Origin of the sequence: Caldibacillus thermoamylovorans, assembly GCF_000751775.1 — a bacterium.
Taxonomy (GTDB): domain Bacteria; phylum Bacillota; class Bacilli; order Bacillales; family Caldibacillaceae; genus Caldifermentibacillus; species Caldifermentibacillus hisashii.
The window spans coordinates 81451-105122 of sequence record NZ_CCRF01000064.1; the positions used below are offsets into that span (position 1 = coordinate 81451).

The 23672-nt window shown below is 37.7% G+C and carries 25 protein-coding genes and 2 pseudogenes; 3 read left to right on the forward strand and 24 right to left on the reverse strand.

The window, feature by feature from the left end; genetic code table 11:
- Positions 1-91: 91 nt before the first annotated feature.
- From BT1A1_RS11105 to BT1A1_RS11115, 3 genes are all read right to left on the reverse strand, one after another.
- Entirely contained in the window at positions 92-2410 is a 2319-nt protein-coding gene (locus BT1A1_RS11105; protein ID WP_072012692.1) for a DNA internalization-related competence protein ComEC/Rec2, read from the reverse strand.
- A gap of 160 nt (positions 2411-2570) precedes the next feature.
- Positions 2571-3023: a ComE operon protein 2 gene (locus BT1A1_RS11110; RefSeq protein ID WP_034771187.1), complete on the reverse strand. Its 453-nt coding sequence runs from the start codon at positions 3021-3023 to the stop codon at positions 2571-2573.
- A gap of 202 nt (positions 3024-3225) precedes the next feature.
- On the reverse strand, positions 3226-3897 hold the full coding sequence (locus tag BT1A1_RS11115) for a helix-hairpin-helix domain-containing protein (RefSeq protein ID WP_051989106.1): 672 nt from the start codon (positions 3895-3897) through the stop codon (positions 3226-3228).
- Positions 3898-3956: 59 nt separating this feature from the next.
- Between BT1A1_RS11115 and comER the strand changes: the two genes are divergently transcribed.
- On the forward strand, positions 3957-4790 hold the full coding sequence (comER, locus tag BT1A1_RS11120; protein ID WP_034771200.1) for a late competence protein ComER: 834 nt from the start codon (positions 3957-3959) through the stop codon (positions 4788-4790).
- Between the two features lie 209 nt (positions 4791-4999).
- Here comER and BT1A1_RS11125 read toward each other — a convergent pair whose 3' ends face one another.
- From BT1A1_RS11125 to BT1A1_RS11155, 7 genes are read right to left on the reverse strand one after another with little or no spacing between them, the layout of a single operon-like run.
- Entirely contained in the window at positions 5000-5746 is a 747-nt protein-coding gene (locus tag BT1A1_RS11125) for a class I SAM-dependent DNA methyltransferase (RefSeq protein ID WP_034771202.1), read from the reverse strand.
- Positions 5743-6099 (reverse strand): ribosome silencing factor, encoded by a 357-nt coding sequence (gene rsfS, locus BT1A1_RS11130; protein WP_034771205.1) that lies wholly within the window; start codon positions 6097-6099, stop codon positions 5743-5745. Before rsfS ends, BT1A1_RS11125 begins: the two co-directional genes overlap by 4 nt.
- Positions 6086-6673: a bis(5'-nucleosyl)-tetraphosphatase (symmetrical) YqeK gene (gene yqeK, locus BT1A1_RS11135; protein WP_034771207.1), complete on the reverse strand. Its 588-nt coding sequence runs from the start codon at positions 6671-6673 to the stop codon at positions 6086-6088. Before yqeK ends, rsfS begins: the two co-directional genes overlap by 14 nt.
- On the reverse strand, positions 6660-7235 hold the full coding sequence (locus BT1A1_RS11140; protein ID WP_034771209.1) for a nicotinate-nucleotide adenylyltransferase: 576 nt from the start codon (positions 7233-7235) through the stop codon (positions 6660-6662). The genes yqeK and BT1A1_RS11140 overlap by 14 nt, the downstream gene beginning before the upstream one ends.
- Positions 7236-7247: 12 nt before the next feature.
- Positions 7248-7541, reverse strand: a complete 294-nt coding sequence (gene yhbY, locus BT1A1_RS11145) for a ribosome assembly RNA-binding protein YhbY (RefSeq protein WP_034771222.1) — start codon at positions 7539-7541, stop codon at positions 7248-7250.
- 32 nt (positions 7542-7573) lie between these two features.
- Positions 7574-8677 (reverse strand): ribosome biogenesis GTPase YqeH, encoded by a 1104-nt coding sequence (yqeH, locus tag BT1A1_RS11150; protein ID WP_034771225.1) that lies wholly within the window; start codon positions 8675-8677, stop codon positions 7574-7576.
- Entirely contained in the window at positions 8667-9197 is a 531-nt protein-coding gene (locus BT1A1_RS11155) for a YqeG family HAD IIIA-type phosphatase (protein WP_034771228.1), read from the reverse strand. Before BT1A1_RS11155 ends, yqeH begins: the two co-directional genes overlap by 11 nt.
- A gap of 444 nt (positions 9198-9641) precedes the next feature.
- On the opposite strand from BT1A1_RS11155, the gene BT1A1_RS11160 reads away from it, so the two are divergent.
- Entirely contained in the window at positions 9642-9806 is a 165-nt protein-coding gene (locus BT1A1_RS11160; protein ID WP_034771264.1) for a sporulation histidine kinase inhibitor Sda, read from the forward strand.
- A gap of 77 nt (positions 9807-9883) precedes the next feature.
- On the opposite strand, the gene BT1A1_RS11165 is transcribed toward BT1A1_RS11160, so the two are convergent.
- On the reverse strand, positions 9884-10669 hold the full coding sequence (locus BT1A1_RS11165; protein ID WP_034771229.1) for a phosphatidylserine decarboxylase: 786 nt from the start codon (positions 10667-10669) through the stop codon (positions 9884-9886).
- Between the two features lie 166 nt (positions 10670-10835).
- On the opposite strand from BT1A1_RS11165, the gene pssA reads away from it, so the two are divergent.
- A complete protein-coding gene (gene pssA / locus BT1A1_RS11170; protein ID WP_051989110.1) occupies positions 10836-11330 on the forward strand; it encodes a CDP-diacylglycerol--serine O-phosphatidyltransferase in 495 nt (164 codons plus the stop codon).
- A 265-nt stretch (positions 11331-11595) separates the two neighbouring features.
- Here the strand turns inward: pssA and sigK are convergent, their stop codons facing one another.
- From sigK to BT1A1_RS11235, 13 genes and pseudogenes are all read right to left on the reverse strand, one after another.
- Positions 11596-12309, reverse strand: coding sequence for an RNA polymerase sporulation sigma factor SigK (gene sigK / locus BT1A1_RS11175; protein WP_034771231.1), 714 nt, complete (start codon positions 12307-12309; stop codon positions 11596-11598).
- 258 nt (positions 12310-12567) lie between these two features.
- On the reverse strand, positions 12568-12804 hold the full coding sequence (locus tag BT1A1_RS11180) for a YrhC family protein (RefSeq protein ID WP_034771233.1): 237 nt from the start codon (positions 12802-12804) through the stop codon (positions 12568-12570).
- 319 nt (positions 12805-13123) lie between these two features.
- Positions 13124-13468 (reverse strand): annotated as a pseudogene (locus BT1A1_RS11185) (ABC transporter permease); the annotation flags it as partial.
- A 178-nt stretch (positions 13469-13646) separates the two neighbouring features.
- Entirely contained in the window at positions 13647-14648 is a 1002-nt protein-coding gene (locus BT1A1_RS11190; protein WP_034771236.1) for a sensor histidine kinase, read from the reverse strand.
- A pseudogene (locus BT1A1_RS11195) lies at positions 14645-15354 on the reverse strand (response regulator transcription factor). The gene BT1A1_RS11190 and the pseudogene BT1A1_RS11195 overlap by 4 nt, the downstream one beginning before the upstream one ends.
- Before the next feature lie 157 nt (positions 15355-15511).
- The gene (gene mtnN / locus BT1A1_RS11200; protein ID WP_034771237.1) at positions 15512-16204 is read right to left on the reverse strand and encodes a 5'-methylthioadenosine/S-adenosylhomocysteine nucleosidase; all 693 of its coding nucleotides are present in this window, start codon (positions 16202-16204) and stop codon (positions 15512-15514) included.
- Between the two features lie 14 nt (positions 16205-16218).
- The gene (locus BT1A1_RS11205) at positions 16219-16908 is read right to left on the reverse strand and encodes a YrrS family protein (RefSeq protein WP_034771238.1); all 690 of its coding nucleotides are present in this window, start codon (positions 16906-16908) and stop codon (positions 16219-16221) included.
- 313 nt (positions 16909-17221) lie between these two features.
- On the reverse strand, positions 17222-18979 hold the full coding sequence (locus BT1A1_RS11210; protein ID WP_051989107.1) for a peptidoglycan D,D-transpeptidase FtsI family protein: 1758 nt from the start codon (positions 18977-18979) through the stop codon (positions 17222-17224).
- 335 nt (positions 18980-19314) lie between these two features.
- Entirely contained in the window at positions 19315-19791 is a 477-nt protein-coding gene (greA, locus tag BT1A1_RS11215; protein ID WP_034771240.1) for a transcription elongation factor GreA, read from the reverse strand.
- Between the two features lie 100 nt (positions 19792-19891).
- Positions 19892-20527: a uridine kinase gene (gene udk, locus BT1A1_RS11220; protein ID WP_034771242.1), complete on the reverse strand. Its 636-nt coding sequence runs from the start codon at positions 20525-20527 to the stop codon at positions 19892-19894.
- A complete protein-coding gene (locus BT1A1_RS11225) occupies positions 20517-21797 on the reverse strand; it encodes a peptidase U32 family protein (RefSeq protein WP_034771243.1) in 1281 nt (426 codons plus the stop codon). The genes udk and BT1A1_RS11225 overlap by 11 nt, the downstream gene beginning before the upstream one ends.
- A 12-nt stretch (positions 21798-21809) precedes the next feature.
- Entirely contained in the window at positions 21810-22736 is a 927-nt protein-coding gene (locus BT1A1_RS11230) for a peptidase U32 family protein (RefSeq protein ID WP_034771244.1), read from the reverse strand.
- A 62-nt stretch (positions 22737-22798) separates the two neighbouring features.
- A complete protein-coding gene (locus tag BT1A1_RS11235; protein ID WP_034771245.1) occupies positions 22799-23443 on the reverse strand; it encodes an O-methyltransferase in 645 nt (214 codons plus the stop codon).
- Between the last annotated feature and the right edge of the window lie 229 nt (positions 23444-23672).

The following is a 23672-nucleotide window of genomic DNA, read 5'->3' on the forward strand; positions in this document are numbered from 1 at the left end:
TGTTATGCCACCTCCATAATCAGATGCATGCGGCAAGCGTCTCTCTCCAGCTATTTCCCTCCTTGACTTGTCGTAAAAAGCTTAAATAAAATTATGGATCTTGTAACACAGTTGAAAAATTCCCTCTGTTTAAAAAATATTTGTAAGTAACAGCCCCATGAATATCTGTCCTGTAAATCATTACCTTATGCGCATTTAATCGTTCAAGGACTTCTTGATGAGGGTGTCCATACCTGTTATCTCTACCGGCGGAAATAACGCCAAATTCAGGCTTTATTTTTGAAAGAAACAGTTCTGTTGTCGATGTTTTACTCCCGTGGTGTCCAACCTTCAAAACATCCACTTCCAATTGAGGAAATTGTTCAATTACTTCCCTTTCCCCTATCTCTTCTAGGTCTCCGGTGAATAACCAGGATTGTCCTCCCAGCTTGCTGTATATGCAAATCGAAGCATCATTGCTTGAAACAGCTGCTTTTTCAGGAGCGATGATAAAAAACTTATGACCCGCTTCCTCCCACTGCATGCCGGCGGAAACTTTCGTAATCGGAATTCCTCTTTTCTTTGCTTCATTGATAATGTTCAGTTCGATTTCCTTCTTTTCCAGTGTATCACCTACAAGAACTTGACCAATACGAAAATTTTCAAGAATTGCTAAGGCCGAACCGGTATGATCACTGTCTCCGTGGGTCAAAATAAGTTTATCGATTTTGGAAATACCTCTGCTTTTTAAAAACGGAGCGACAATATCTTCCCCCGGATCAAAATTTGTCCTTCGCTCTTGCCAATCCTCCAATGGAAATGTTACCTTTCCCCCGGTATCAATTAAATAATTCCCTTGATTAAAAGGTAACCGGATAAGGATGCTGTCTCCTTGCCCAACATCAATAAATGTCACCTCGCCCACCGGTGAAAATTTCACCATGAAAATTTGGAGACAAACAGGGACAACAAATAAGGTAATCAGCAGCTTCTTCTTTTTCAAACCATCCCTTTCCAAGAGGGTAAAGCCAATAAAATAAAAAATGAAAAAAGCCAGAAACAGGATAAGAGGCGGTCTACCTAAAACAATATGAAATATATCAAACTGGTAAACCCATTCTGCAAATCGGTTCACATTTGAAAAAATCAGTGTTAACAAGTTGACACCGAGTTGTCCTATTGCCGGGAAAAGGAAAAGCAGAAAATAAGTCAATAGACATAAAGGGAGAATGATGACCGAAAATAACGGTACGTAGATAATATTTAGAAAAATACTGAGAAAGGAAAATTCATAAAAATAATTCAGTAAAACAGGTAAGGCGACTAATTGTGAAAGCAGTGCAATCCAAAAACCGTTTTCCAAGGAGCTTTTCGTTCTCTCAAAAAGAGATTTTGATAATAATAGACCAAAGGTGACCAAATAGGAAAGTTGAAACCCTACATGATAAAGAATAAACGGATTTATGAAAACAAAGATAATAAAAGATATAGAGAGAGCATCCACCGGGTGAATGACAGTTTTCCACCTGGAAAGAAATAAGACAAGCCATGCCATAACCACCGCACGAATCACAGATGGTGCAGCACCGGAAATAACTGCATAGATTGGAAGAAAGCATAACATTCCCGTTCTTACTGATTCTCTCGAGATTCCGAGCCGCAATAATATAAAATAAACACAACCGCTAATAATTGTTACATGCAATCCGGAAATGGCTAAAAGATGGGATAAACCGAGTTGCCGATATGCTTCAGCTGTCGTTTCTTCCATTTGATCATCATTTCCAAACAACAATGCATTAATGAATGGGGCAATCCGCTCCGGAAAATAATGGTTAATTAAAGCCATACTTTGCTCTCGGTATTTTAATAAATTTGTATAAAATGTCTCTTTACCCTTTTGACAAGTTCGAATCGTATCAACGGATATCAAGTATTTAATATTTTGCGTTCGCAAGTATTGACGATAATTGAATGCATTTGGATTGGTCGGTTCCGGCGGTGTTTTCAGTGTTCCATTAACGGTACAAACGGTATTCAGCTGAAGAATCGAGGACCATTTTGTCTTTTCTTCTTCAGTCCGAACATAGTAGGTGAGAGCCAATTTCTCTCCCGTAACCGTCTTAACCGTAGCACTTAATTTATCCCCATCAACTTTCGGATATCCGGTAAACGATATGTTCGTCTCGATTTTCTTTTCTATCGGGTCCTGATTTTGTGACTCGAAATGGAAAAAGAAAAAAAGAAGACAAATTCCATAGCTTGTTAATAAAATAAGTAAAAATCGCTGTTCAAGACGATGTTGCAGAAGATAAAGATACGATACCATTACGGTAAGCCCCAAGGAAAAGTGATGGTAACTTAAAAATGCAAAAACGATTATCAAACCGAAATATATGAATGTTCCGCTTCTTATGGCAACCCCTCCCATTCTATTTATACGTTAACCATGTATAAATTTCCGGCAAAGATGCGAATTCGAGAATTAAGTATACGCACAAAAAAGCCACAACAGCAAACATCATCTTTTCCTGGTTTCTGAAAAATGCCGGTGAAGCAATCAGCCAAACCAATTGCTTCCCTCTTTTTCCTTATATCTTCATAGCAAAAACACTTTTATCAAAATTCACTTTTTCCACTTTTACGCCGGCCTGCTCCAACAATTCCAATGCATATGGATGGTTTTTATAATCTTCTGCATAATAGATTACTTTAATTCCGGCTTGGATGATCGCTTTGGTACACTGCAGGCATGGAAAATGAGTCACATAGATTTCCGCTCCTTCAGTCGGAACGCCAAATTTTGCACATTGAAGAATCGCATTCATTTCGGCATGGATGGTTCGAACACAATGATTATCAATCACATAACAACCTTTATCAATACAATGATCCCCGCCGGCAATCGATCCGTTATAACCGCCGGCAATGATCCGTTTATCTCGAACAATCGTTGCGCCGACAGCCAATCTTGTACATGTACTTCTGGTGGAAATGAGAAAACACTGTGCCATAAAAAACTGATCCCATTCAATTCGTTGCACGGTTCATCCTTCTTTCTGTCCATAATTGGTTTCTTGCTATCAATAGTGTAGACTGATTATTTTGTGCCAGTCAATCATAAATGATATATCAATCAGTGGGGCTTTATCCCACTGATTGATTGTTGCACAAATCGGGGCATTTTGATCCCCATTCATTGGAATCCTTTAAGATTGGTAGGATAATTAAAAATACCTCACTTGTTCATTGTACAGTAATTTGATCTTTCAATTTTTCAAACGTTTTTTCACCAATGCCGGAAATATTCATTAAATCTTCCACTTTTTGAAATGGTCCGTTTGTTTCCCGATATTCAATAATTGCCTCTGCTTTACTAGGTCCAATTCCCGGCAGCGAATCAAGAGCACTGGCGTCTGCCTGATTAATATTCACTTTCCCGTCTCCTCCACTGCTTTGTGAACCCGAATTCACCGGGATATTTTCAGCTGCCAAGACTTCTTCACCAATTTTCGGAATATAAATAACCATTTCATCCATCACCTTTTGAGATAAATTCACCTTTACAATATCGGCATCATCCAATAACCCGCCAGCCTTTTCGATAATATCAATAACCCTTTCGTTACCGGTAACCGTGTATACTCCGGGATTCATCACAGCACCTTTGATATCGACTTTCATCGGTTGCGATTTCGACGATGCAGCACTATCATTTGAATTTGGATGTTCTTGCTCCTTTTGGGAATCATTTTCCGCAACTATGTCTTCACTAATCACTTCTTGCCGTTTTATTAAATCCACATCATCATTTTGATTATACAAATAAAAGATCGCAGCCCCGACACAAACAAGACCAATGATCAACCATTGCTTTTTTTCCTGTACCCATTGAATGAACATTTGCCCTTTTGTCATAAAACATCAATTCCTTTCATACAGTTAGATGAGATATTTTTTCGAAAAGGAGGGATTATGTGCATATTGGAATCATCGGAACCGGAAATATGGGAACGATTCTTACCGAAGCCCTCATTAACGGAAAAGCCGTATGTGAAAAAAATATATCAATTACTAACCGTACGATTGAGAAGGCTAACCGGCTGAAACAAATGTATCCCAACCTTCAAATCGAAACAGATATAGAGCAATTGGTTGAAAAAAGTGATTTAATTTTTCTTTGTACCAAACCACTCGATATCCATCCGGTTCTTACAAAAATAAAAGATCGATTAACAAGGGATCAATGTCTTGTTTCCATCACCAGCCCGATATCGGTTGAACAATTGGAAACAGTTGTCCCTTGCTCTTGTGTACGGGCAATACCGAGTATTACCAATCGTGCCTTATCAGGTGTTTGTTTATTGACTTTTGGTGAAAAATGTACCGATGTTTGGAAGAATGTGATGATCGGTTTACTCTCCCATATAGGAAAACCGGTTATCATTGATCAACAAATAACAAGGGTTGCTTCCGATATCGTCAGTTGCGGTCCGGCTTTTTTTAGTTATTTATTGCAAAAATTTATCGATGCAGCAGTAAGTGAAACAAATATTGACAAGGAACTCGCTACAAAATTAGCCGCGGATATGTTTATTGGAATGGGGATGTTAATTGAAAAAAAATATTACACTTTTCCAGAACTACAGAAAAAAGTTACAGTAAGGGGTGGTATCACCGGAGAAGGAATCAATGTCTTGGAAGAAAGTGCAATGGAAGATATCTTCAGGAAAATTTTCAGGGCAACGCATAACAAATTTGACAGGGAAATCAATATCATTAAAAATCAGTTTGAATTTCATAACGTATAATTACGTATTCGACAAATTCTCCAAAAATCCTTCTGCTCAAAAAAAATTTTTAAAAAAACTTGTGCGACGCTGGTTAGCGGGTCATAACACAACAAGGTTATCGAAAGACAAACTTTTATTATGATCGAAAGCGATCCGTATACCGTCATAAAACAACAAGGTTATCAACAGACTTATGATTCGTCCATTGATAACCTTGTGATTGACGATTACGGTTTTTTTACCGTAAAAAAGATTCTTTCCGTTGTCTCGGAAACAGGTTCATTCGTAAAATCTCCGGTTATTGACAAAATTTGAAAACCGGCTGCTTTTAACCAGTTTTCATACTGACTTTTAGGATACGTGCGTTGCTTATGTAATTCATCATATCGATCATATTTTCCGCTCTGTTCATCAAAAACAAAAAACGTCAATTCATGTTCAACCGATAACGGGTACTCACCGGCATAGCTGTTCCAAATATAAGAAATATCGTCCCCGTTATACGCAAATGTAGCCCCGGCATAGACATTCTCCATTTTATAAGGAGAATGAACATCAAATAACAGCAATCCCCCGTGATTCAAACATTGGAAAACAGATGTAAATGTATTTGCGACATCCTGTTCTGTTTGTAAATAGTTCAACGAGTCACAAAAAATAATAACGATATCAAAATAGGAAAACTCGGTAAGCTCGGTCATATTTTGGCGAAAAAACGGAATACGATAACCTTTATCCACTGCTTTCTGATATGCGATGGATAACATTTCTTCGGACAAATCAACCCCGACAACGTCAAAGCCTCTTTCAAAAAGCCGGATTGACATTTCCCCCGTTCCACAGGCGAGATCTAATACTTTTTTTGCCTCAGGAAAATGGTTATTTACTTGTGTTGTGAGAAATTCCATCCACTGATCATACGGTGCCTCATCCATCAGTTGATCATAAAGCAGGGAAAAATGTTTATAGTTCATTGTGAAAGTTCACTCATTACATCTTCTTGCGGGGCATCTCCCCATAAACGTTCAAGGCTGTAATAGTTTCTTTCGTCCCGATGAAAAACATGAACGACCACATCCCCTAGATCGACCAAGACCCATCTTGCTTGTTCAAATCCTTCCAAACGTTTGACAGGGAAGCCTTTTTCATCAACTTGATCTTTAATTTCTTTAACAATGGCTTGGACTTGCTTGTCAGAATTAGCGTGACAAATAACAAAGTAATCGGCAATCAAGGAAATTCCTTTCATATTCAATACAACAATATTTTCCGCTTTTTTATCATCAGCTGCTTTGACTGCCGTCAATAATAACTCACGATTTGTCATACGATGGATTAATGCCTCCTTTTAGTAAAAAACTGTTATACGTATCTAAAGTGTCTTTATAAATAGCAAAACCTTTCTTAGCTAAAAAAATAATGGTATTTTGCAAAGAACGAAAAACGGCACCATCCAAATCGGTCTTGGCCAATTCCCTTACTTCCTCTACACCGGGAAAACTTCTGCCTGGCTCAATATAATCGGCCAAAAAAATGACCTTCTCAAGTGTTGTCATCCCCGGTCTCCCGGTCGTATGATAACGAATCGCATTCAAAATATCTTCGTCATCAATTCCAATCTCATTTTTTATCAAAACAGCGCCAACTGGACCGTGCCAAATTTCCGTGTTAAATGCTAATAACTCCTTGGGCATACCTTCTTTAATGATAATTTGTTTCATTTCTTCCGCCGGTCGATATTTTGCATAATCATGGAAGATTGCGGCAAGTTCGGCTTGTTTCTCATCACAATGATATGTTTTTGCCAATTGAATTGCTGTTTCCATAACACCTAAAGTATGAATAAATCGTTTTTCCGGTAAATGTTCTTTAATAATCGCTATTGCTTCATTTCGTTCCATATAATTTATGCTCCTCAATATAGGAAATCACATGTTCCGGTAATAAATATTTCACCGATTGGCCATTGGCAATTTTTTCCCTAATCATTGACGAAGAAATATAGATTGACGGAATATCGATAAATTGAATCGGATAAGTCGTTTCTCCTTTGGACATCGGTCGCTCGACGCCAATAAATTGAACAAGTTCCATCAATTCTTCTATTTTATACCATTTCGGTAAATAATCAATCATATCGCCGCCGATAATGAAAAAAAATTCATGATCCGGCTCTAATTGTTTTAATAAAACCATCGTATTGTAAGTATATGATTTTTCTTTCCGTTTTAACTCAATTGTTTCAATTTTAAACCGGTCATGTTCCTTAATCGAAAGTTCCAACATTCGTAACCGGTCTTGAATCGTTGTGTTTGAAAGCTTTTCTTTATGGGGCGGAAGATAATTCGGCATAAATCGAATCTCATCCAGTTTATATAAGTTCAGGATTTGATCGGCAATAATCAAATGACCGATATGTGGAGGATCAAAGGTTCCGCCAAGAATTCCTATCTTTTTCTTCATGCCATCATCCTCTTATTGCGGTAAAATCAACTGTTTATTTTCCCTTGATTCTTTATAAAGAACAATTGTGTTGCCGATTATTTGTACAAGTTCTGCATCTGCCCCGCGTGATAATTTTTCAGCCACCGTCTCTTTATCTTCCTCACAATTTTGCAATACGCTTATCTTGAGTAACTCCCGTGCTTCCAGAGCATCTGCTATTTGTCTAATCATATTGTCATTCACGCCACCTTTACCGACTTGGAAAATCGGTACGAGATGATGAGCTTTTGACCGTAAAAATCGTTTCTGCTTTCCAGTTAACATATAAATCCTACTCCTTATGAACGTCATATAAATTAAATTAACGAATCACGTACATATACTTCGGCACCTTTTGGAACATAGGCGGCGACAACAACTCCACCGTCCGGAACCATTACCCAACCGAGGCCGGAAAACACAATATCCGTCTTTCCTTTTTTAACGGAAAACTCCCGACGAACGAATTCCGGAAAATTTGTTAAATCTTCTTTTCGCGGCGGACTTAATAATTCCCCTTTATGATTTTCATATAACTCATCAGCTTTCTCTAATTTTGTCCGATGAATTTGTAACTCATTCGATAAATAACATACAAAAGAAGACCGTTCGCCTTTTATAAAATCAAATCGTGCCAGCCCGCCGAAAAATAGTGTTTGTTTCTCATTTAATTGATACACTTTTGGTTTAATTTCCTTTTTCGGGGTAATCAGCTTTAAATCTTTCTTATGAACAAAATGTGCCATTTGATGATGATTAATGATTCCCGGTGTATCAAAAATCGATTTGCCGTCATCAAGTGGGATTTCAATCATATCCAAAGTTGTGCCGGGAAAATAAGATGTTGTAATTATGTTTTCTTCTCCGGTCCCTTCACGGATGATTCGATTGATAAAGGTCGATTTGCCGACATTGGTACAACCGATCACATACACATCATTTCCGTTCCGATATTGCTCGATTAATTCCATGACTTCTTTTATATATAATCCTTTTTCCGCACTGACCAAGGCCACGTCAATTGGTTTTAATCCTAAGCTTTTCGCTTGTTGTTGCAGCCAATTTTTCAGCCGGTTATGATTGACCGATTTTGGCAGCAAATCTACTTTATTGCCGACCAGAAGCACATCATTTCCGCCTGTAAAGCGGTGAATCCCCGGGAGCCAGCTGCCGTTAAAATCAAAAATATCGACAATCATAACAATTAGTCCGGTCGTATTTCCGATACCATTTAATATTTTCAAAAAATCATCATCGGTCAATGCGACATCTTGTACTTCATTATAGTGCTTTAATCGGAAGCAGCGACGGCATATGACCTGTTCCTTTTCCATGGATGAAGCAGGTACGTACCCGGGTTGCGACGGGTCTTCTGATTGAATAGCCGCCCCGCATCCGATACAAATCAGCCTATTCTCCACCTTTTGTGCCCTCCCATTGCAGTAAGCCTTTTTTATTAAACCAATTTAATATTCTTCTTTCAATCATTCGATTAAGTCTTGTTGCCAGTCCATCTGTTTCTGTAACAGGAACAACAAGGATTGTAAAGAAACCGGACAAATTTCCGCCAAAAATATCTGTCAATAATTGATCGCCAATCATGACCGTTTGTTCTTTCGGCAACTTCATGATTGCAAGTGCCTTCCGGAAAGCTTTACCCAGTGGTTTTTGTGCCTTATATATATAAGGGATGCCTAAAGGTGTAGCAAATTTATGTACCCGTTTTTCATTATTATTGGAAAGGATAACAATTTGTATCCCATTGTCGCGCATTTCTTTGAACCAAGCCGTAAGTTCCGGCGTTGCCAACGGACGATCCCACTCAACTAACGTATTATCCAGGTCGGTAATAATCCCGTGAATATTCCTTTCTTTTAAAAATTGGGGAGTGATTTCAAAAATTGATTGAACATACTCATTTGGTAAAAACCGTTTTAACATTGTCGACACCTCATATGACTCCGTTTATCTCTATCCAGTTACCACAGTTACAACAAAAGGATTAAACATATTACTAATCATATTTTCTTTACGGTTTTTTTGCAAGTTAAGATATATTTTTTATTGGAAAAACCGCTATCCCTCTATTCGACAAGTTTCATTATTATTTGACAATTTAAAAAAATATTTCGACATATTTCTACTTTTGTCAACAGCTGTGGATAAGTTTATACACATTTTTCAGCTTGTCAATTCTTATATTTTAAAGTTTTATTAACAAGTTAATCACAGCTTATCCACTTTGAATGTGGATAACTGGAACGCTTGTTCTCTAATAAAATTTTTGATAAAGTTGTATTAACTTTTATGAAAGTCCAATCTTTTAGTATATGATGATTTCCCCGATTATATGAATTTTGGAGGTGAACGGTGAATACCGAAAAAATGGAAAATTTATCTGATCAACTTTTAATCGAATCATATTATAAAGCACTGGAACTTCAACTTTCACCCGAGTTCATCCACCTCATTGAGAAAGAAATGGAGCGTCGATCACTTTTGAATAAAATAAAGAAAACTCAGACGTCCAAGTCTTTAGGCAGCTCGTAAATTCAAAGTGAAATCCATCCTATGTAAATTTCCTGATCATATTGTTCCTCACTGCTTGTGTATAATAGTGAGGAACCTTATTTTTTAACTAAATGTCCAATTACCTCTCCCATTTTTACCGGATGTGGAACCGATATCCTCTCATCAATTAGAAATGTATCCTTTTCAAATAAAAGGACGACAGTGGAGCCGAATGAAAAATATGCAATCTCTTCTCCTTTCTTTAGATTCATACTGCCATTCGTATATTCAATGGAATTTACAAACATCGCTCCGACTTTCACAAGGGCCATTTTTCCGGTTTTGTGATTAATCTCTGAAATGGAGCGGTAATTTTTTGCCAAAGGGTTTTTTCCATATTCAAGCCCCAAACGGTTAACAGGATACGAACAATCCCCTAACTCCCAGCGACTGATTACTTTTCCATTAACCGGACTATGTATGCGATGGTAATGTTTTGGACTTAAATATAAAACAATAAAATATCCGTCTCGGTATTGTACTGCTTTTTCATCGTTGCCGAGCATTTCCTTCAAGGAATACATCTTCCCCTTAACTTTAATATCCGTTGACGGCTCAATTGAACCTGCCGACTCAATAGTAGCATCAACCGGACTTATGACCGTATTTATATTTGAATCAATCAATCTTGTCCCTTTTTTTAATTTACGAATAAAAAGCTCATGTAATGTCGTATATTCATTGTAAGGATATTCGAACTCACTCATATCAATTTTATAAATCTTGACAAAGAAAGGGATGATGATTTTACTAATTTTAGACCTGGTAAATTGTCGGATCAAGTTGGATAACCAGGCCCGATTGGTCAATTCAATACATTTTTGATAAATAATTTTTCGCATGGAATACCTCCCAAACGATTCGCTTTCCTAAACATCTTTCATAAAATATAATAATATAGAAAAGAATCTCTACCAATATAATTTTTAGAGAGGATGGATTTACTTGTTTTTTAAATTTCAAATCATTGATGTCACTCTGAAGAAGATTAAATCACAATTGGCCAATATGATGACTCTAAGTAATTTATTTTTAGGCGGTTTCTCGATTATTTTTACAATACAAGGTGAACTTAATTATAGTTTATTCTTGATTTTTTCGGCTGCCCTACTGGACCGATTTGACGGAATGGTTGCTCGTAAGCTAAAAATAGAATCTGAGCTTGGTAAACAATTAGACTCCATGAGTGATATTATATCATTTGGCGTTGCACCCGCACTTTTATTATATCAAGGAATTATTCATTATTTTTCCAGCGCGGGAATTTTTATCACCGTCTTTTTCATCGGTTGCGGGGCATTTCGACTTGCCAGATTTAATATTACCGAAAATAACTGTTATTTTAGTGGGTTGCCAATTACGGCTGCCGGATGTATTCTGACATTCAGCTATCTTGGCATCCAATTTATCCCGGCCATAATTTATTTATATTTAATGATCATTCTTTCTTTTTTAATGATAAGTACGTTAAAGGTAAAAAAATATGATTCCGAAACTTTTTGATTTGATCGTTTAACCGAATCACAATGTGTTGTTCGTCAAAAAAATTTTGGCTGCGGAGTATCGCTTCGTAGCTTTTCTTAAGTACTTAAATTTGAAACTTAAAATTTCCCGCTACATAGAATTTACATCTTTGCTGGAAATTTATAAAAACGTACAAAAAGGACCGTTCATCGAATGTTTTCTTCCGCATCCTTTTTCCGGAAGAAATTCAATCGATGGCAGCCCTTATTTTTTCATTCCTGTTTTAATTTCAGGCGGCAACAGCTTAGGATTGCCTTTTTTCCTTTTCTGCCCGGTAAAACTCATGAAACATTTTCATTAAAGCACGTTTTTCAATTCGGGAAACATAACTGCGCGAAATCCCCAAGTCTTTTGCTAACTCTCTTTGCGTTTTTTCCTTTTCCATACCAAGCCCAAATCGGCCGATAATCACTTCTTTTTCGCGCTCATCAAGAATGCTGATATATTCCTTTACCTTTTCTAATTCCATATTCAACTGAATGGTATCAATAACATCTTCGGAATCGGATTTCAATACATCAATTAAACTAATTTCATTCCCTTCTTTATCCCGGCCGATTGGATCATGTAAAGAGACGTCCTTTTTTGTCTTTTTTAACGCCCTTAAGTGCATGAGTATTTCGTTTTCAATGCATCTGGCTGCATATGTAGCTAATTTCGTTCCTTTTCCTTCTGAGAAGCTTTCAATCGCTTTGATTAGACCGATTGTACCGATCGAGATGAGATCCTCTTGATCCTCGCCGGTATTCTCAAATTTTTTTACTATATGAGCGACAAGCCTTAAATTATGTTCGATCAAAATATTTCTTGCTTCCATATCCCCCTCTGCCATCAATTTTAAATATTTCCGTTCTTGGGCAGGTGATAAAGGTTGCGGAAAGGCATTATTTTTCACATATGAGACAAAAAACACCAGTTCTTTAAACAGGACGGCCAGTGCAGAAAAAATTCCTGACATGTATCCACCTCCAATGAAATTTCCAATGCCTATAAGTTATACCTATGTTGGAAATCCCAAAAAAGTGTATGTCCCGCTAAATTACTTGATATTCCGATTTTTTAAATTGCAGTCTTTGCAAAAACCAAACCACCCAATGAAACTTCCTTCAGTGGGGTTTTCTTCATCCCCCACCTATCTTTTTTGTAAACTCAAAAATCTTAAGGTGGGATAAAAGGAAAGGATTCCCCACGTTAAGCAAAAGCGGGGAGGAAAAGGTTAATCATCATCTGTATCATTTAATTTCTTTTTACATGCTAACGCCATACCGAAGAAGAGTAATGCAGAAATAAGACTTATTGTCATTGCGGCAATGACGATATATTGATTTGTGTTTGACAGTTGTCCGCCTTTTAAAAATAAGCCGATATATAAAAATGTACTGATGGCCGTCAACACAACAGAATAATTTTTATAATCTTGCAACTTACTTGTCAGTTGTTCCACCTTGTTCATTTTCTCACCTACTAATCTATTTTATGTTAATAGATTAACATGAAAAATAGAAATTGTATTGTTGAAAATATAGGAAAACTTGGGGGAAAATCTATTGAACTTTGCGTCAAAATATAAACATCAGAGGAACAGACTTTGATTAATAAAGAGGTTTATGTAAATTTTATATTTAATAAACTTTCGTTAACTTAATGTTGATTTTCTAATTGAATAGTTGCAGGGATGTTTTGAGTCAAGTATGTTACTCACCGCCTTTTCTGATGTCTTTGCAAAAAAAAGCACACAGGATAACCTTAATATCCTATGTGCCCAGTATTATTTAAATAACAGCCTGAATCTGCTTTGTATAGAAAAAGCGGACAATGAAAAAGTAGATTATTTGAATAATCAAGAATACACCTAATACCATTACGGATTCCTTAAATATATTAAACTCAAATAGATTGGATAATGCCGTTAACGCAACCGCTCCATGAATAAGGGCAACGATGATGGGAGCGAAAAAGAGAATAGCTGTTTGTCTGGTTAAGACCTTCTTTAGCTCCTTCACTGTTAGACCCATTTTGGCAATCGATGAGAATTTTTGCTTATCTTCATCTAGATCCATATACAAGCGGAAGTAAAGGAAACTTCCGGATGGACCCATAATGCCAACAAATTCCCCTTCATCTATTTTTAAATTGATATCTGTTAAAGCACGATAGGCAATATTCCCTTCATAAATTTTACTTACTTGTTTGACATCCAGCATCACAAGTTCTCCTTTCAATTTAAATCCCTTAACTTGTGATTAGTATACCTGCTTTTCATCTTTCAAAAAATCGATTTTTCTTTCAGTTTCCTTACACGGTTGTAAGGTTTTGGGTCACACTAAAAATAATTCGAAATGTCGAGCCTTCTCCAACCTTTGAGTCGAGTTCGATACGGTGACCAAGGTACTCGGCGGCCTCCTTCGTTAAATATAGTCCCATTCCTGTTGATTCTCTAAATTTCCGACCATTTTCTCCCGTATAAAACGGTTCAAACACACGACGCTTGTCCGTCTCAGGTATACCTACGCCATAATCTTTTACCTCTAGTACTGCTTCTCCAGCTCTTTCATAAATAGAAATCATGATGGTTTTGCTTTTTCCCTTCGAATATTTCACTGCATTATGAATAAGCTGAGAAACCATGAAGAATAACCATTTTTCATCGGTTTCAACGGTGATCCCTTTCTTCCCTTGTGTAAAATGAGGATAAACCTGATTTCTAATATAAAAGCGTTTATTTTCATGATTCACTTCATTTATAAGCTTTCCTAATTCAACAGGTTTTATATGAAAATCTTGTTCAATGGTCCGAAGTCTTGCCATATAAAGAATTGTATTCAATCCGGTCTTTATTCGGTCGGTTTCTTCACGAATATTCGAGGAATCCGGCTCATCCAGGTTTTGGGCAATTAGTTCAATGACGGACAATGGCGTTTTCATTTGATGGACCCACTGATTCATAAACTTTAAATGCTCATCTTGTCGCGACGTTAATTTTTTTATTTGTTCCTGGTAATGCTTGTATTGATTCTTTAATAATTGATCAAGTGCCTCAGAAATAGGAGTTTGTTCTGTTTTTTGCAAAGATTGATCCAAGGACTCCAAACTGCTTGTAAGGCGTTTGTAAAAGAGTCGGCGGCTATAATAATGATAAATTAAATATCCTACAAGAAAAAAAAGCCCGAGGAACACTGCATACAGTGCCGGTAACAAATGATGGTAGCCATCTAAAAAATAAATCGCCAATATGACAAAAAATTGAATGATTTGCACGAAAATTAATAGAGCATGTTCTTTTAAAAATAGTTTCATTGCCCTTCACCCTTGATTCGGGAAATATTTAAGCGATATCCTACTCCTCTAACTGTTTCAACGGCGCCTTTCATACCGACAGCTTCAAATTTTTTACGGACTCGGGTAATGTTCACATTCAAAGTATTTTCATCAACATACATTTGGTCATCCCATAATTTTTCAAGTAAATCTTCGCGTCCGGCTACACGGGGATATCTCTCAATTAAACTTTCAATAAGATCAGCTTCCCTTTTAGAAAGGGGTACTGCTTTATCTTTAACCGTTAATTTCAGCCTCTCCGGATAAAGCTGTAACCCTTCTAGTTCCAACACACGTTCCTCAACCTGAACAGCGTATTCTCCATATGCTCGACGAAGCTGACTGCGAATTTTTGCGATGACAATTTCCGGGTGAAACGGTTTTGTAATAAAATCGTCGCCTCCATTTTCTAACGCCATTACCTGATCCATTTCCCCAACCCGTGCCGAGATGAAAATAACAGGACAAATTGATTGTTTGCGTATTTGGCGACACCAGTAATAGCCATCATAGCTGGGTAAATTAATATCCAGTAAAAAAAAAGATCCGGTTTATACTTTTGAAAATGCTCCATCACATGATCAAAATCGTCCACGATAGATGACGCAAAGCCGTATTTTTGTATGTATGCTTGCAGATGCTCAGCAATTTTAGGGTCATCCTCAATAATCAAAATCCTTTGCATGAAGCCCACTCCTTTCGCTGTGAACGATCCCATATATTTTATCTATACACCTTCATCGTGTTGGTGGCGGCATGATTTTGGCTGCTATGTTGGTTTCTATATTCAAAAAAAAGCTGACATCACCGCTACAAATTTGATGACGTCAGCCCCTTATCGTTTACAATTTTCGAATGATCTCGATAACAAGATTAGCAGAGTTCAGTGCGGCAGTTTGTAAAAATTGTTCAAATGATAAATCCGATTCCTTCCCGGCAATATCAGATAATGCCCGAATGATGACAAACGGGAGTCCGTACTGGTATGCGACTTGAGCAATCGCTGCCGCTTCCATTTCCACCGCTTGCAGTCCCGGAAATTTTTCAGCAACCATTTGAACACGGTCCGGATCGCTCATAAATGAATCCCCGGAAGCAATCCGTCCTTTTTTTACTTGAATTCCTTCAAGACTTCTGGCCGCTTCTTCTGCGACCTGAATTAGTCGTTCATCCGCTTGGTAGGCGGCGGGCATTTGGGGAACTTGGCCATAAGCATAGCCAAAAACCGTTGCATCAACATCATGATGACAAACATCATCGGAAATAACAAGATCCCCTACATTTAATTCCGGATTTAATCCTCCAGCAGACCCGGTGTTAATAATCAAATCAGGATGATAACGTTCAATTAAAATCGTTGTCGACATAGCAGCGTTCACTTTACCGATTCCTGATTTTAACAAAACAACATCTTTGCCTCCGTATGTTCCGGAACTAAACTCACTGTTTGCAATTATTTCCGTCTTTTTATTTTCCAGTTGATTTCTTAATATGATAACTTCTTCTTCCATTGCTCCGATGACAGCTATTTTCACCTAAGACACTCCTATTACTTTTTAAATTCTTTTAGTTGTTCCAGCTTGGTCGGTTTCCAGCCTTCTCCATCAACCCAGTCGAGATAAACTCGATAAATCAGCCCTGTATCCTTCGTGGAAATGGTGCCGACAGCATTTTTATTAGGTTCGCCACCATTTCCGATCCACAATACCGTCATATTACCAACATCCACATTCGTTGCATAGCTAATTGCCTTTAACATTTCTTGCCAATCTGTTGCTCCTTGATTATATTGAGTAATATGCTCTCCGGTTTGACTAGTTCCGACCGGCTTCCAATTTGGGTTAATCTTTGCTTCGATAACATTCGGATCATTGCTATTAACCTTAATGACATCTTCTTCATCCGGCGAAGTTTCGTTTTCCTCCTCTGAAGATTTTTCTTCGGATTCTTTTGCTTCTTTGTTTTCTTTTTCTTTGTTTTCTTTTGCTTTCTTTTCTTCACTCTTTTCTTTACTATCTTTCTGTTTGTTAGCTGTCTTATATTTTATAGTTGTTTCGGTCGATTGATTTGTATCTCCTGCAGTCTCTTTGGCATTATTAGGTGAAGCGATAATCGACCAACCGACACTGATAATTAATATGAAAACTATTGCAATAGAAATATTTAAAATCAGGTTTTGTTTCTGTTGCTTCGTTTTCTTTCTGCGGCCTTGTCTTGATTGTGGATTATTATTTGCCATCGATATTCCCCCAATCTGATGAAAAATAGATCCGATTCCATTATGTAGCTATGTTAACATAATTGTACAGTAAAAATTTTGTAACATTCCTATTACGTTAAAGTTATTGATCGAAAACTATCGATGATCGTACGTTTTTAAAGTGAAATTTGGTGCTGTCCTAAAAGTATAGTTTCGGTGGCGGACGCTTCCCACGGGCACCTTCACTTCAATCAACCTATTTTGAGTATCTGGACAGTTCCTTAGTTGAATTATGCGGGCAGTTCATCCCCCAGCTATCTTCTTTGTACTCGAAAATATTGAGGAAAGGGTCTTACTGCCCGTTAAGGTGGGACAAATAAGTTACCATATCTTGAAAGATCGGTGTTACGGAACCATCTGTTGATAAAGCATCCAAATAAACAACCGCCAAAGCATATTTGGGTTGATCAAAGGGAAAATAGCCGACAAACCACTTGTTTACATATTCCTGACCATTTTCATTATACCGATATGTTTGAGCTGTCCCTGACTTACCGGCAACTTCATACGGCAAATTTTTTAAATATCTTCCGGTTCCTTCTTCATCGACAACAACTTCACGTAATAATTGCTGGAGTTTACTTATAGTATACGGCGCCAAGGTATCACCCTTCAATTTTTTTTCGGGAAACTGATACAGGGTAGTTCCGTTTTTATAACGGATTGAAGAAACGGCGCGTACCATTTTCTTTTCTCCTCCCCTGGCAATCGTAGCCATCATATTGGCAGCTTGCAACGGAGTAATTCGAACATTTTGTTGACCAATCCCGGTTTGAGCAACCAGTTTACTGTCTTTCCGTTCCGCATCAGATAAAAATATTTGTCCTTTTTCTTCATCTGCCAATTGTTTAAAATCGTCAAAATGATAAACATCACCTTGCCAGCCGACTTCTTCAGTCAGGCCGAGTTTTTTTGCATATGTTTCAATCATATTCTTGTCAATCTCATTTAATTCCTTTGCTAAAGTTGCAAAAGTGTTATTACAACTGACAGCAAAACTTTTTGTAAAATCAATCATTCCGTGCTGAAATTGTTGATCGATCTCACCATGAATTGTTCGACTGCAATCAAATGTCCGGTTTTGCGGTACTAATTGAGCGTCAATGGCAGCTGCAGCAATAACTGTTTTAAATACCGAACCTGGGATTTGCGCTGTCAGCATATAATTTTTCGCGCCATCATTACCATAGGGATTTGATTCGTTCATTTCCGGACGAGATACAGAAGCAATAATGGAATTCGTATCGATATCAACAAGGATCAAACCACCCTTTTTCAATTTATGTCGTTCGGCTATTTCTTCTGCCTTTTTTTGAATTTCGCCGTCAATGGTTGTTTGAACATTAACCGGATAAAACGGGTTTGAAGGGTCCGTATATTTGACATCAATACCGAAGAGAGGCCCCCCGTGACCATCTACATGATAAATCAGTTTCGTGTTTTCCTCCTGTAATAAAAACTCATCAAAACTTTTTTGCAGACCGGAAATTCCGATATTTGTATTTTTAGGTATGTTTTTCTCCGGATAACGTAGACTGATTTGCTTTTCATTTTGTCCTACGAGGCCGATCAGTTGTGCAGCCGGTGGTATTTTTCGATCATACTGTTTTTTCACTGCAAATACGCCCGGAATTTTCAGCTGATTAATTGCCTTCATCTGGGTTTCGGTTAAAACGATTGGTTCAGGTTTACCAAAGACGATTGGTTCTTCTGCCGCTTCAAGGGCTTGTAAAATCTCATTTTCCCGAACACCAATGATACTTGCCACTTTTTCTACATCCCACTCCATTTTTTTTAAAAACGGAAACAGAATTAATGATGGAACAGCTTCATAAGTTAAAGGGACCATGTTACGATCGTAAAATTTTCCGCGTCCGTTATCAATCACCATTTCCTGTGAACGTTGTTTTACACTTTCCTCGATTAAATTTATATTACGATCTGTAAAACTTTTTGTTTCAAACAACTGAATTTGTGACAGTCTGCCGAGAAGGACCGATAAACAAATGAGAAAAATCGTTCCTATTATGATAAACCGCTTGTGAATCACTGAAAATCACCCCTTACCATTGTTGACGTAAGAGGCATAATTTAACCGGGGTTTCATCATAAGAAAAGGATGGGACTGCTTTCGTAGCTACCGATTTAAAGCTAATAAACTTGTTGAAAAGCCGTTCACCGATATTTTGAGTCTAACGTATAAAAAGAGCCGTTTCCATCGAAACCGGGCAATAATTTTATTAAAAAGCAGTTCGCAGGTATTTGATCCATAAACGTATAAAAAGAGCCGTTACCATCTGTTTATCTCCATGAAATCCGAATGTATCACGGAGAAACATGGAGAGTTTTAAAGATGGGATCGGCTCTGGCAAGTCTAGACAACAATTATTTCACAGCAACAATTTTGACGTACATTTCTCCACCGGGAGTTTGTACGGTTACTTCATCACCGATTTTTTTGCCGAGAAGGCTTTTTGCAATCGGTGAGTCATTGGAAATTCTCCCTTCAAACGGATCGGCTTCCGCACTACCGACAATCGTATATGTTTCTTCTTCTCCATCAGGCAACTCAATAAAAGTAACTGATTTTCCAAGTGTCACTGTATCGCTGTTAGCCTCATCACCCTCGATAATGACAGCATTACGAATCATCGTTTCAAGCAAGGCAATCCGTCCTTCAACAAACGCTTGCTCATCTTTCGCAGAATCATATTCGGAGTTTTCAGATAGATCTCCAAAATCTCTTGCAATTTTAATTCTTTCGACCACTTCTTTCCGCTTAACTGTTTTTAAATATTCAAGTTCCTGCTCGATTTTCTCCTTTCCTTCTTTCGTCATTGGGTATTGTTTTTCTTGTGCCATTTGTGTCACTCCTTATCTTTTTATCGACCTATTTTCTAATATATATATTCCAATTACTGGAGAGAAAAACGTTTATAAAAATAATTTAACACCTATTGTTTCATAAAAAAGATTTTTGTTCAAGAATTGTTTGAATTTTAGTCACTATTAAATCGATCGCTACTTTATTTTGTCCGCCCTCCGGAATAATAATATCCGCATATCTTTTTGTCGGTTCAACAAATTGGTTATGCATGGGCCTGACCATTGACAAGTATTGATTAATGACTGAATCGACCGTTCGCCCTCGTTCTTTTGTATCACGCAACAGCCTCCGGATAATTCGGATATCCGGATCTGTATCAACAAATAATTTAATATCCATTAATTGCCGCAATCGTTCATCTTCCAAAACAAGAATTCCCTCAATAATAATGACTCTTTTCGGTTCAACATGGATGGTTTCTTGGGAACGGGTATGAATTGTATAATCGTAAACCGGTTTTTCAATTGATTTATATTGTAATAATTGCGATATATGTTCAATTAAATAATCCGTATCAAACGCAAGCGGATGGTCATAATTCGTGTGTAAACGTTCTTGAAACGGTTTATCGCTCTGATCTTTATAATACGCATCTTGCTCAATTAATGCGATTGAATCTTCACCAAACCGTTTGACAATGGCCCTTGTTACACTTGTCTTTCCCGATCCAGAACCACCTGCGATTCCTATTACGATAGGTTTAGACTGCATGTACGTTCTCCTTCCGCATTAGGTTGTAACGATGTACAGGCTGATCAACTTGAAAACGAACGATTTGTAGAGGATGCCTTGCCGCATCAAGCATATTTCCTTCTTCATCATATAAATTTTTCACAGTCATCGTGAAGTTATCAATATTTGGTCCGAAAAATTCCACTTGATCACCAATCTTGAAAAAGTTCCGTTGCTGTACGGTGACCATTTTTGTTTCTTCGTCATAGTCTAACACCATTCCGGCAAAATCATGTGACGGTTTTTGTCTTGATTCATTAAATAATTGTTGTTGATAACCGGGTAATCCTTTATAAAACCCGTAATCCGTATCACGATTTGCGCATTTCGCTAATTCTTGCAACCATTCGTCTTTAAATTCAAAGTGATCCGAGTCAGCACAATAGGCATCAATTACTTTTCGATAGACACTTACGACTGTTGCCACATAGTGAATAGATTTCATCCGCCCCTCAATTTTAAAGCTGTCTATGCCCATTTCAATTAACTGCGGAACATATTTCAGTAAATTCAAATCCTTTGAACTCATGGCGAATGGGACATCATTATCGGAAAATAGCGGAATTTCTTGTCCAGCTTCTTGCCGGTATAACTCGTAATTCCAGCGGCAACTTTGACAACAACCGCCACGATTGGAATCCCGGGCTGTCATATGATTGCTTAATACACAGCGTCCGGAGTAAGCAATGCAAAGGGCACCATGAACAAAAATTTCAACCTCAATATCCACTTTTTCCTTAATTTCCTTAATTTCTGCAGCAGTTGTCTCCCGCGCCAGCACAACCCGTTCTAAACCTTCTTCTTTCCAATATTGGGCTGCTCTCCAATTGGATAAAGATTGTTGCGTGCTTAAATGACGTTCCAATCCGGGGGCGACCTTTTTAGCTGTTTCAATAATCAAAGGATCTGCAACGATAATTCCGCTAACTCCGGCGTCTTCCAATCCGCGCAAGTAATTTTCCAGGCCGGGGATATTTTCGTTATGGGCAATAATATTCGTTGTAACATACACTTTGGCATTATATTTTTTTGCAAATGATACGCCTTCTTTTATTTCCTCTAAGGTAAAATTATCTGCGTTTGAGCGAAGACTATATTCTTGACCGCCAATAAATACAGCATCCGCACCGTACATAACAGCGATCTTCAATTTCTCCAAATTACCAGCCGGAGCAAGTAGTTCCGGTTTCTTTACGATAACTCTTTTGCCATTACGTATTTCTGAAATTTTATCGACGAGTTGAACCATATTTCCCCTCCTTTAATAAACTGTTTCTTTAAAGAAAAAGCCTGTATCGAGACCGCGATTTTGCGGCTGCATGGCAATAATTTTTTCCAACAGTTGATCTTTTTCTTCTTCATATTGATTGGAGTCATGAACACAAAGATCAATCGCTTTCCGATACAATTTCGTTACCTCAATGATATATTGCGGTGATTGAAAGATACCGTCTATTTTAAAGGAATCAATGCCGGCATCGACTAACTCTTGCAATTCATCAATAATGCAAATATCGTTGGCACTCATTATATGTGTCCCGTTTTCATCCTCAAAAACCGGATACTTATTGTCTCTTTCCGGATCATACAAAAACAGATAACCTTGTCCAGATTGTCGAACTTCCATCTGTTTCCCTTGAAATTGGAAATAATTGTCGATTAAAGGACGTTTGGATTGGAACATACAACTCATTCCATGTACGAGAATCTCTATTTCCACTTCGGCATTTTCTTTTATTTCCAAAATTTCATCCATGCTCAATTCCCGGGCTAAAACCGCACGTTTTGCGCCTTTTCGTCCCCAATAATTACATGTATACCAATTCGTTCCTAACGTTTCAGTACTCCAATGAAGCCTTATATTTGGTGCAGATTGTTTCGCAGCCATCAGTACAGCCGGATCGCCGAAAATCACCGCATCTACAGCGATTTCTTGCAAAAATTGAAGATAGGAATCGAGCTCTTCCACTTTTTCATTATGAAAAATCGCATTCATTGCGACATATACTTTTCGCTTATGATTATGAGCAATTTCAACCGCATTTTTTATATCCGCCTTGTTAAATTCACCGGCCAGTCGCAAACCGTAACGCATTTCACCAATGACAAAAGCGTCTGCACCGGCTTCAATCAATGGAAGAATATCATTTATGTTGGTCGGTGTGACTAAAAGTTCGGGTACAGGCAACTCTTCCACCTCCGTAGTCAGGTTATTTTTAGAAGAACAAAAAATGTACTGAAAAATTTAGCTCATGATGCACTTTTCTTAACACTAATGGCTATTCCATCGCCAACAGGTAAGATAACCGTCTGATAATCCGGGTGATGGATGAGCCAATTATTGTAACGGTCGATTTTTTCCCCCAGTTTATGTAAGCGTTTATTTTCTCCTTCATTCCCAATAACATACCCTTTAAACAGGACGTTATCAGTGATGACAAGAGAACGATCAGTTAAAAGCGGCGTATACGTTTCAAAAAATTTTTGATACTGGCCTTTTGCCGCGTCGATAAACAGGCAATCAAAAGGAGCAACCGCACTCACCTTATGAAAAACTTCAAAAGCGTCTCCTTTGATAAGGGTAATTTGTTCCTCTTTATTTTCAAGAGCGATATTGGCTTTTGCCATTTCATAACGGTCATCGTCGCGTTCAATCGTAACGATTTTCGCTCCGGTGGCATCAGCCATCCGTAATGCAGAATAGCCGATTGCGGTACCAATCTCCAAAATTTTCTTCGGCCGAAACATGTTAAGAAGTACGAGAACTGTTTCCATACTATACAGATCCATGATTGGGACCGCATGCCTCCGCGCGTATTGTTCCATCTCTTTAAAGAAAGGCTTTCGTTCCGGTATTTGTTTATATAAATAACTCAACAGTTTTCCATCAATCATCGATGTTTCTCCTTAAGAATTGCCGTTATCGATTCATACATGAAAAAAAGTCATTATAAAGGGAAAACGCTTGCCGGATAGACCCTTTATGAATGACACTTTGGCTTAATTAAAGTTTTTTAGCAACAAAGATAAACAAAAACAGACTTTATAAATATACGGCTTACATTGTACCATAAACATATAGAAAAAGCGAGAAAATCTTAAAACGAGCTTTTTGCGATGTACT

What these genes read in the sequence shown, in the direction of transcription:
- BT1A1_RS11125 (WP_034771202.1), bottom strand. Translation starts at nt 5,746, where the DNA reads ATGAACTATAAACATTTTTCCCTGCTTTATGATCAACTGATGGATGAG.
- yhbY (WP_034771222.1), bottom strand. Translation starts at nt 7,541, where the DNA reads ATGTTAACTGGAAAGCAGAAACGATTTTTACGGTCAAAAGCTCATCAT.
- BT1A1_RS11205 (WP_034771238.1), bottom strand. Translation starts at nt 16,908, where the DNA reads ATGGCAAATAATAATCCACAATCAAGACAAGGCCGCAGAAAGAAAACG.
- sigK (WP_034771231.1), bottom strand. Translation starts at nt 12,309, where the DNA reads ATGTCAGGAATTTTTTCTGCACTGGCCGTCCTGTTTAAAGAACTGGTG.
- BT1A1_RS11140 (WP_034771209.1), bottom strand. Translation starts at nt 7,235, where the DNA reads ATGAAGAAAAAGATAGGAATTCTTGGCGGAACCTTTGATCCTCCACAT.
- BT1A1_RS11190 (WP_034771236.1), bottom strand. Translation starts at nt 14,648, where the DNA reads ATGAAACTATTTTTAAAAGAACATGCTCTATTAATTTTCGTGCAAATC.
- pssA (WP_051989110.1), top strand. Translation starts at nt 10,836, where the DNA reads ATGATGACTCTAAGTAATTTATTTTTAGGCGGTTTCTCGATTATTTTT.
- greA (WP_034771240.1), bottom strand. Translation starts at nt 19,791, where the DNA reads ATGGCACAAGAAAAACAATACCCAATGACGAAAGAAGGAAAGGAGAAA.
- BT1A1_RS11155 (WP_034771228.1), bottom strand. Translation starts at nt 9,197, where the DNA reads ATGTTAAAACGGTTTTTACCAAATGAGTATGTTCAATCAATTTTTGAA.
- BT1A1_RS11225 (WP_034771243.1), bottom strand. Translation starts at nt 21,797, where the DNA reads ATGGTTCAACTCGTCGATAAAATTTCAGAAATACGTAATGGCAAAAGA.
- yqeK (WP_034771207.1), bottom strand. Translation starts at nt 6,673, where the DNA reads ATGGAACGAAATGAAGCAATAGCGATTATTAAAGAACATTTACCGGAA.
- BT1A1_RS11115 (WP_051989106.1), bottom strand. Translation starts at nt 3,897, where the DNA reads ATGACAAAAGGGCAAATGTTCATTCAATGGGTACAGGAAAAAAAGCAA.
- BT1A1_RS11235 (WP_034771245.1), bottom strand. Translation starts at nt 23,443, where the DNA reads ATGATTGATGGAAAACTGTTGAGTTATTTATATAAACAAATACCGGAA.
- BT1A1_RS11160 (WP_034771264.1), top strand. Translation starts at nt 9,642, where the DNA reads ATGGAAAATTTATCTGATCAACTTTTAATCGAATCATATTATAAAGCA.
- BT1A1_RS11105 (WP_072012692.1), bottom strand. Translation starts at nt 2,410, where the DNA reads ATGGGAGGGGTTGCCATAAGAAGCGGAACATTCATATATTTCGGTTTG.
- rsfS (WP_034771205.1), bottom strand. Translation starts at nt 6,099, where the DNA reads ATGACAAATCGTGAGTTATTATTGACGGCAGTCAAAGCAGCTGATGAT.
- BT1A1_RS11165 (WP_034771229.1), bottom strand. Translation starts at nt 10,669, where the DNA reads ATGCGAAAAATTATTTATCAAAAATGTATTGAATTGACCAATCGGGCC.
- BT1A1_RS11180 (WP_034771233.1), bottom strand. Translation starts at nt 12,804, where the DNA reads ATGAACAAGGTGGAACAACTGACAAGTAAGTTGCAAGATTATAAAAAT.
- udk (WP_034771242.1), bottom strand. Translation starts at nt 20,527, where the DNA reads ATGCAGTCTAAACCTATCGTAATAGGAATCGCAGGTGGTTCTGGATCG.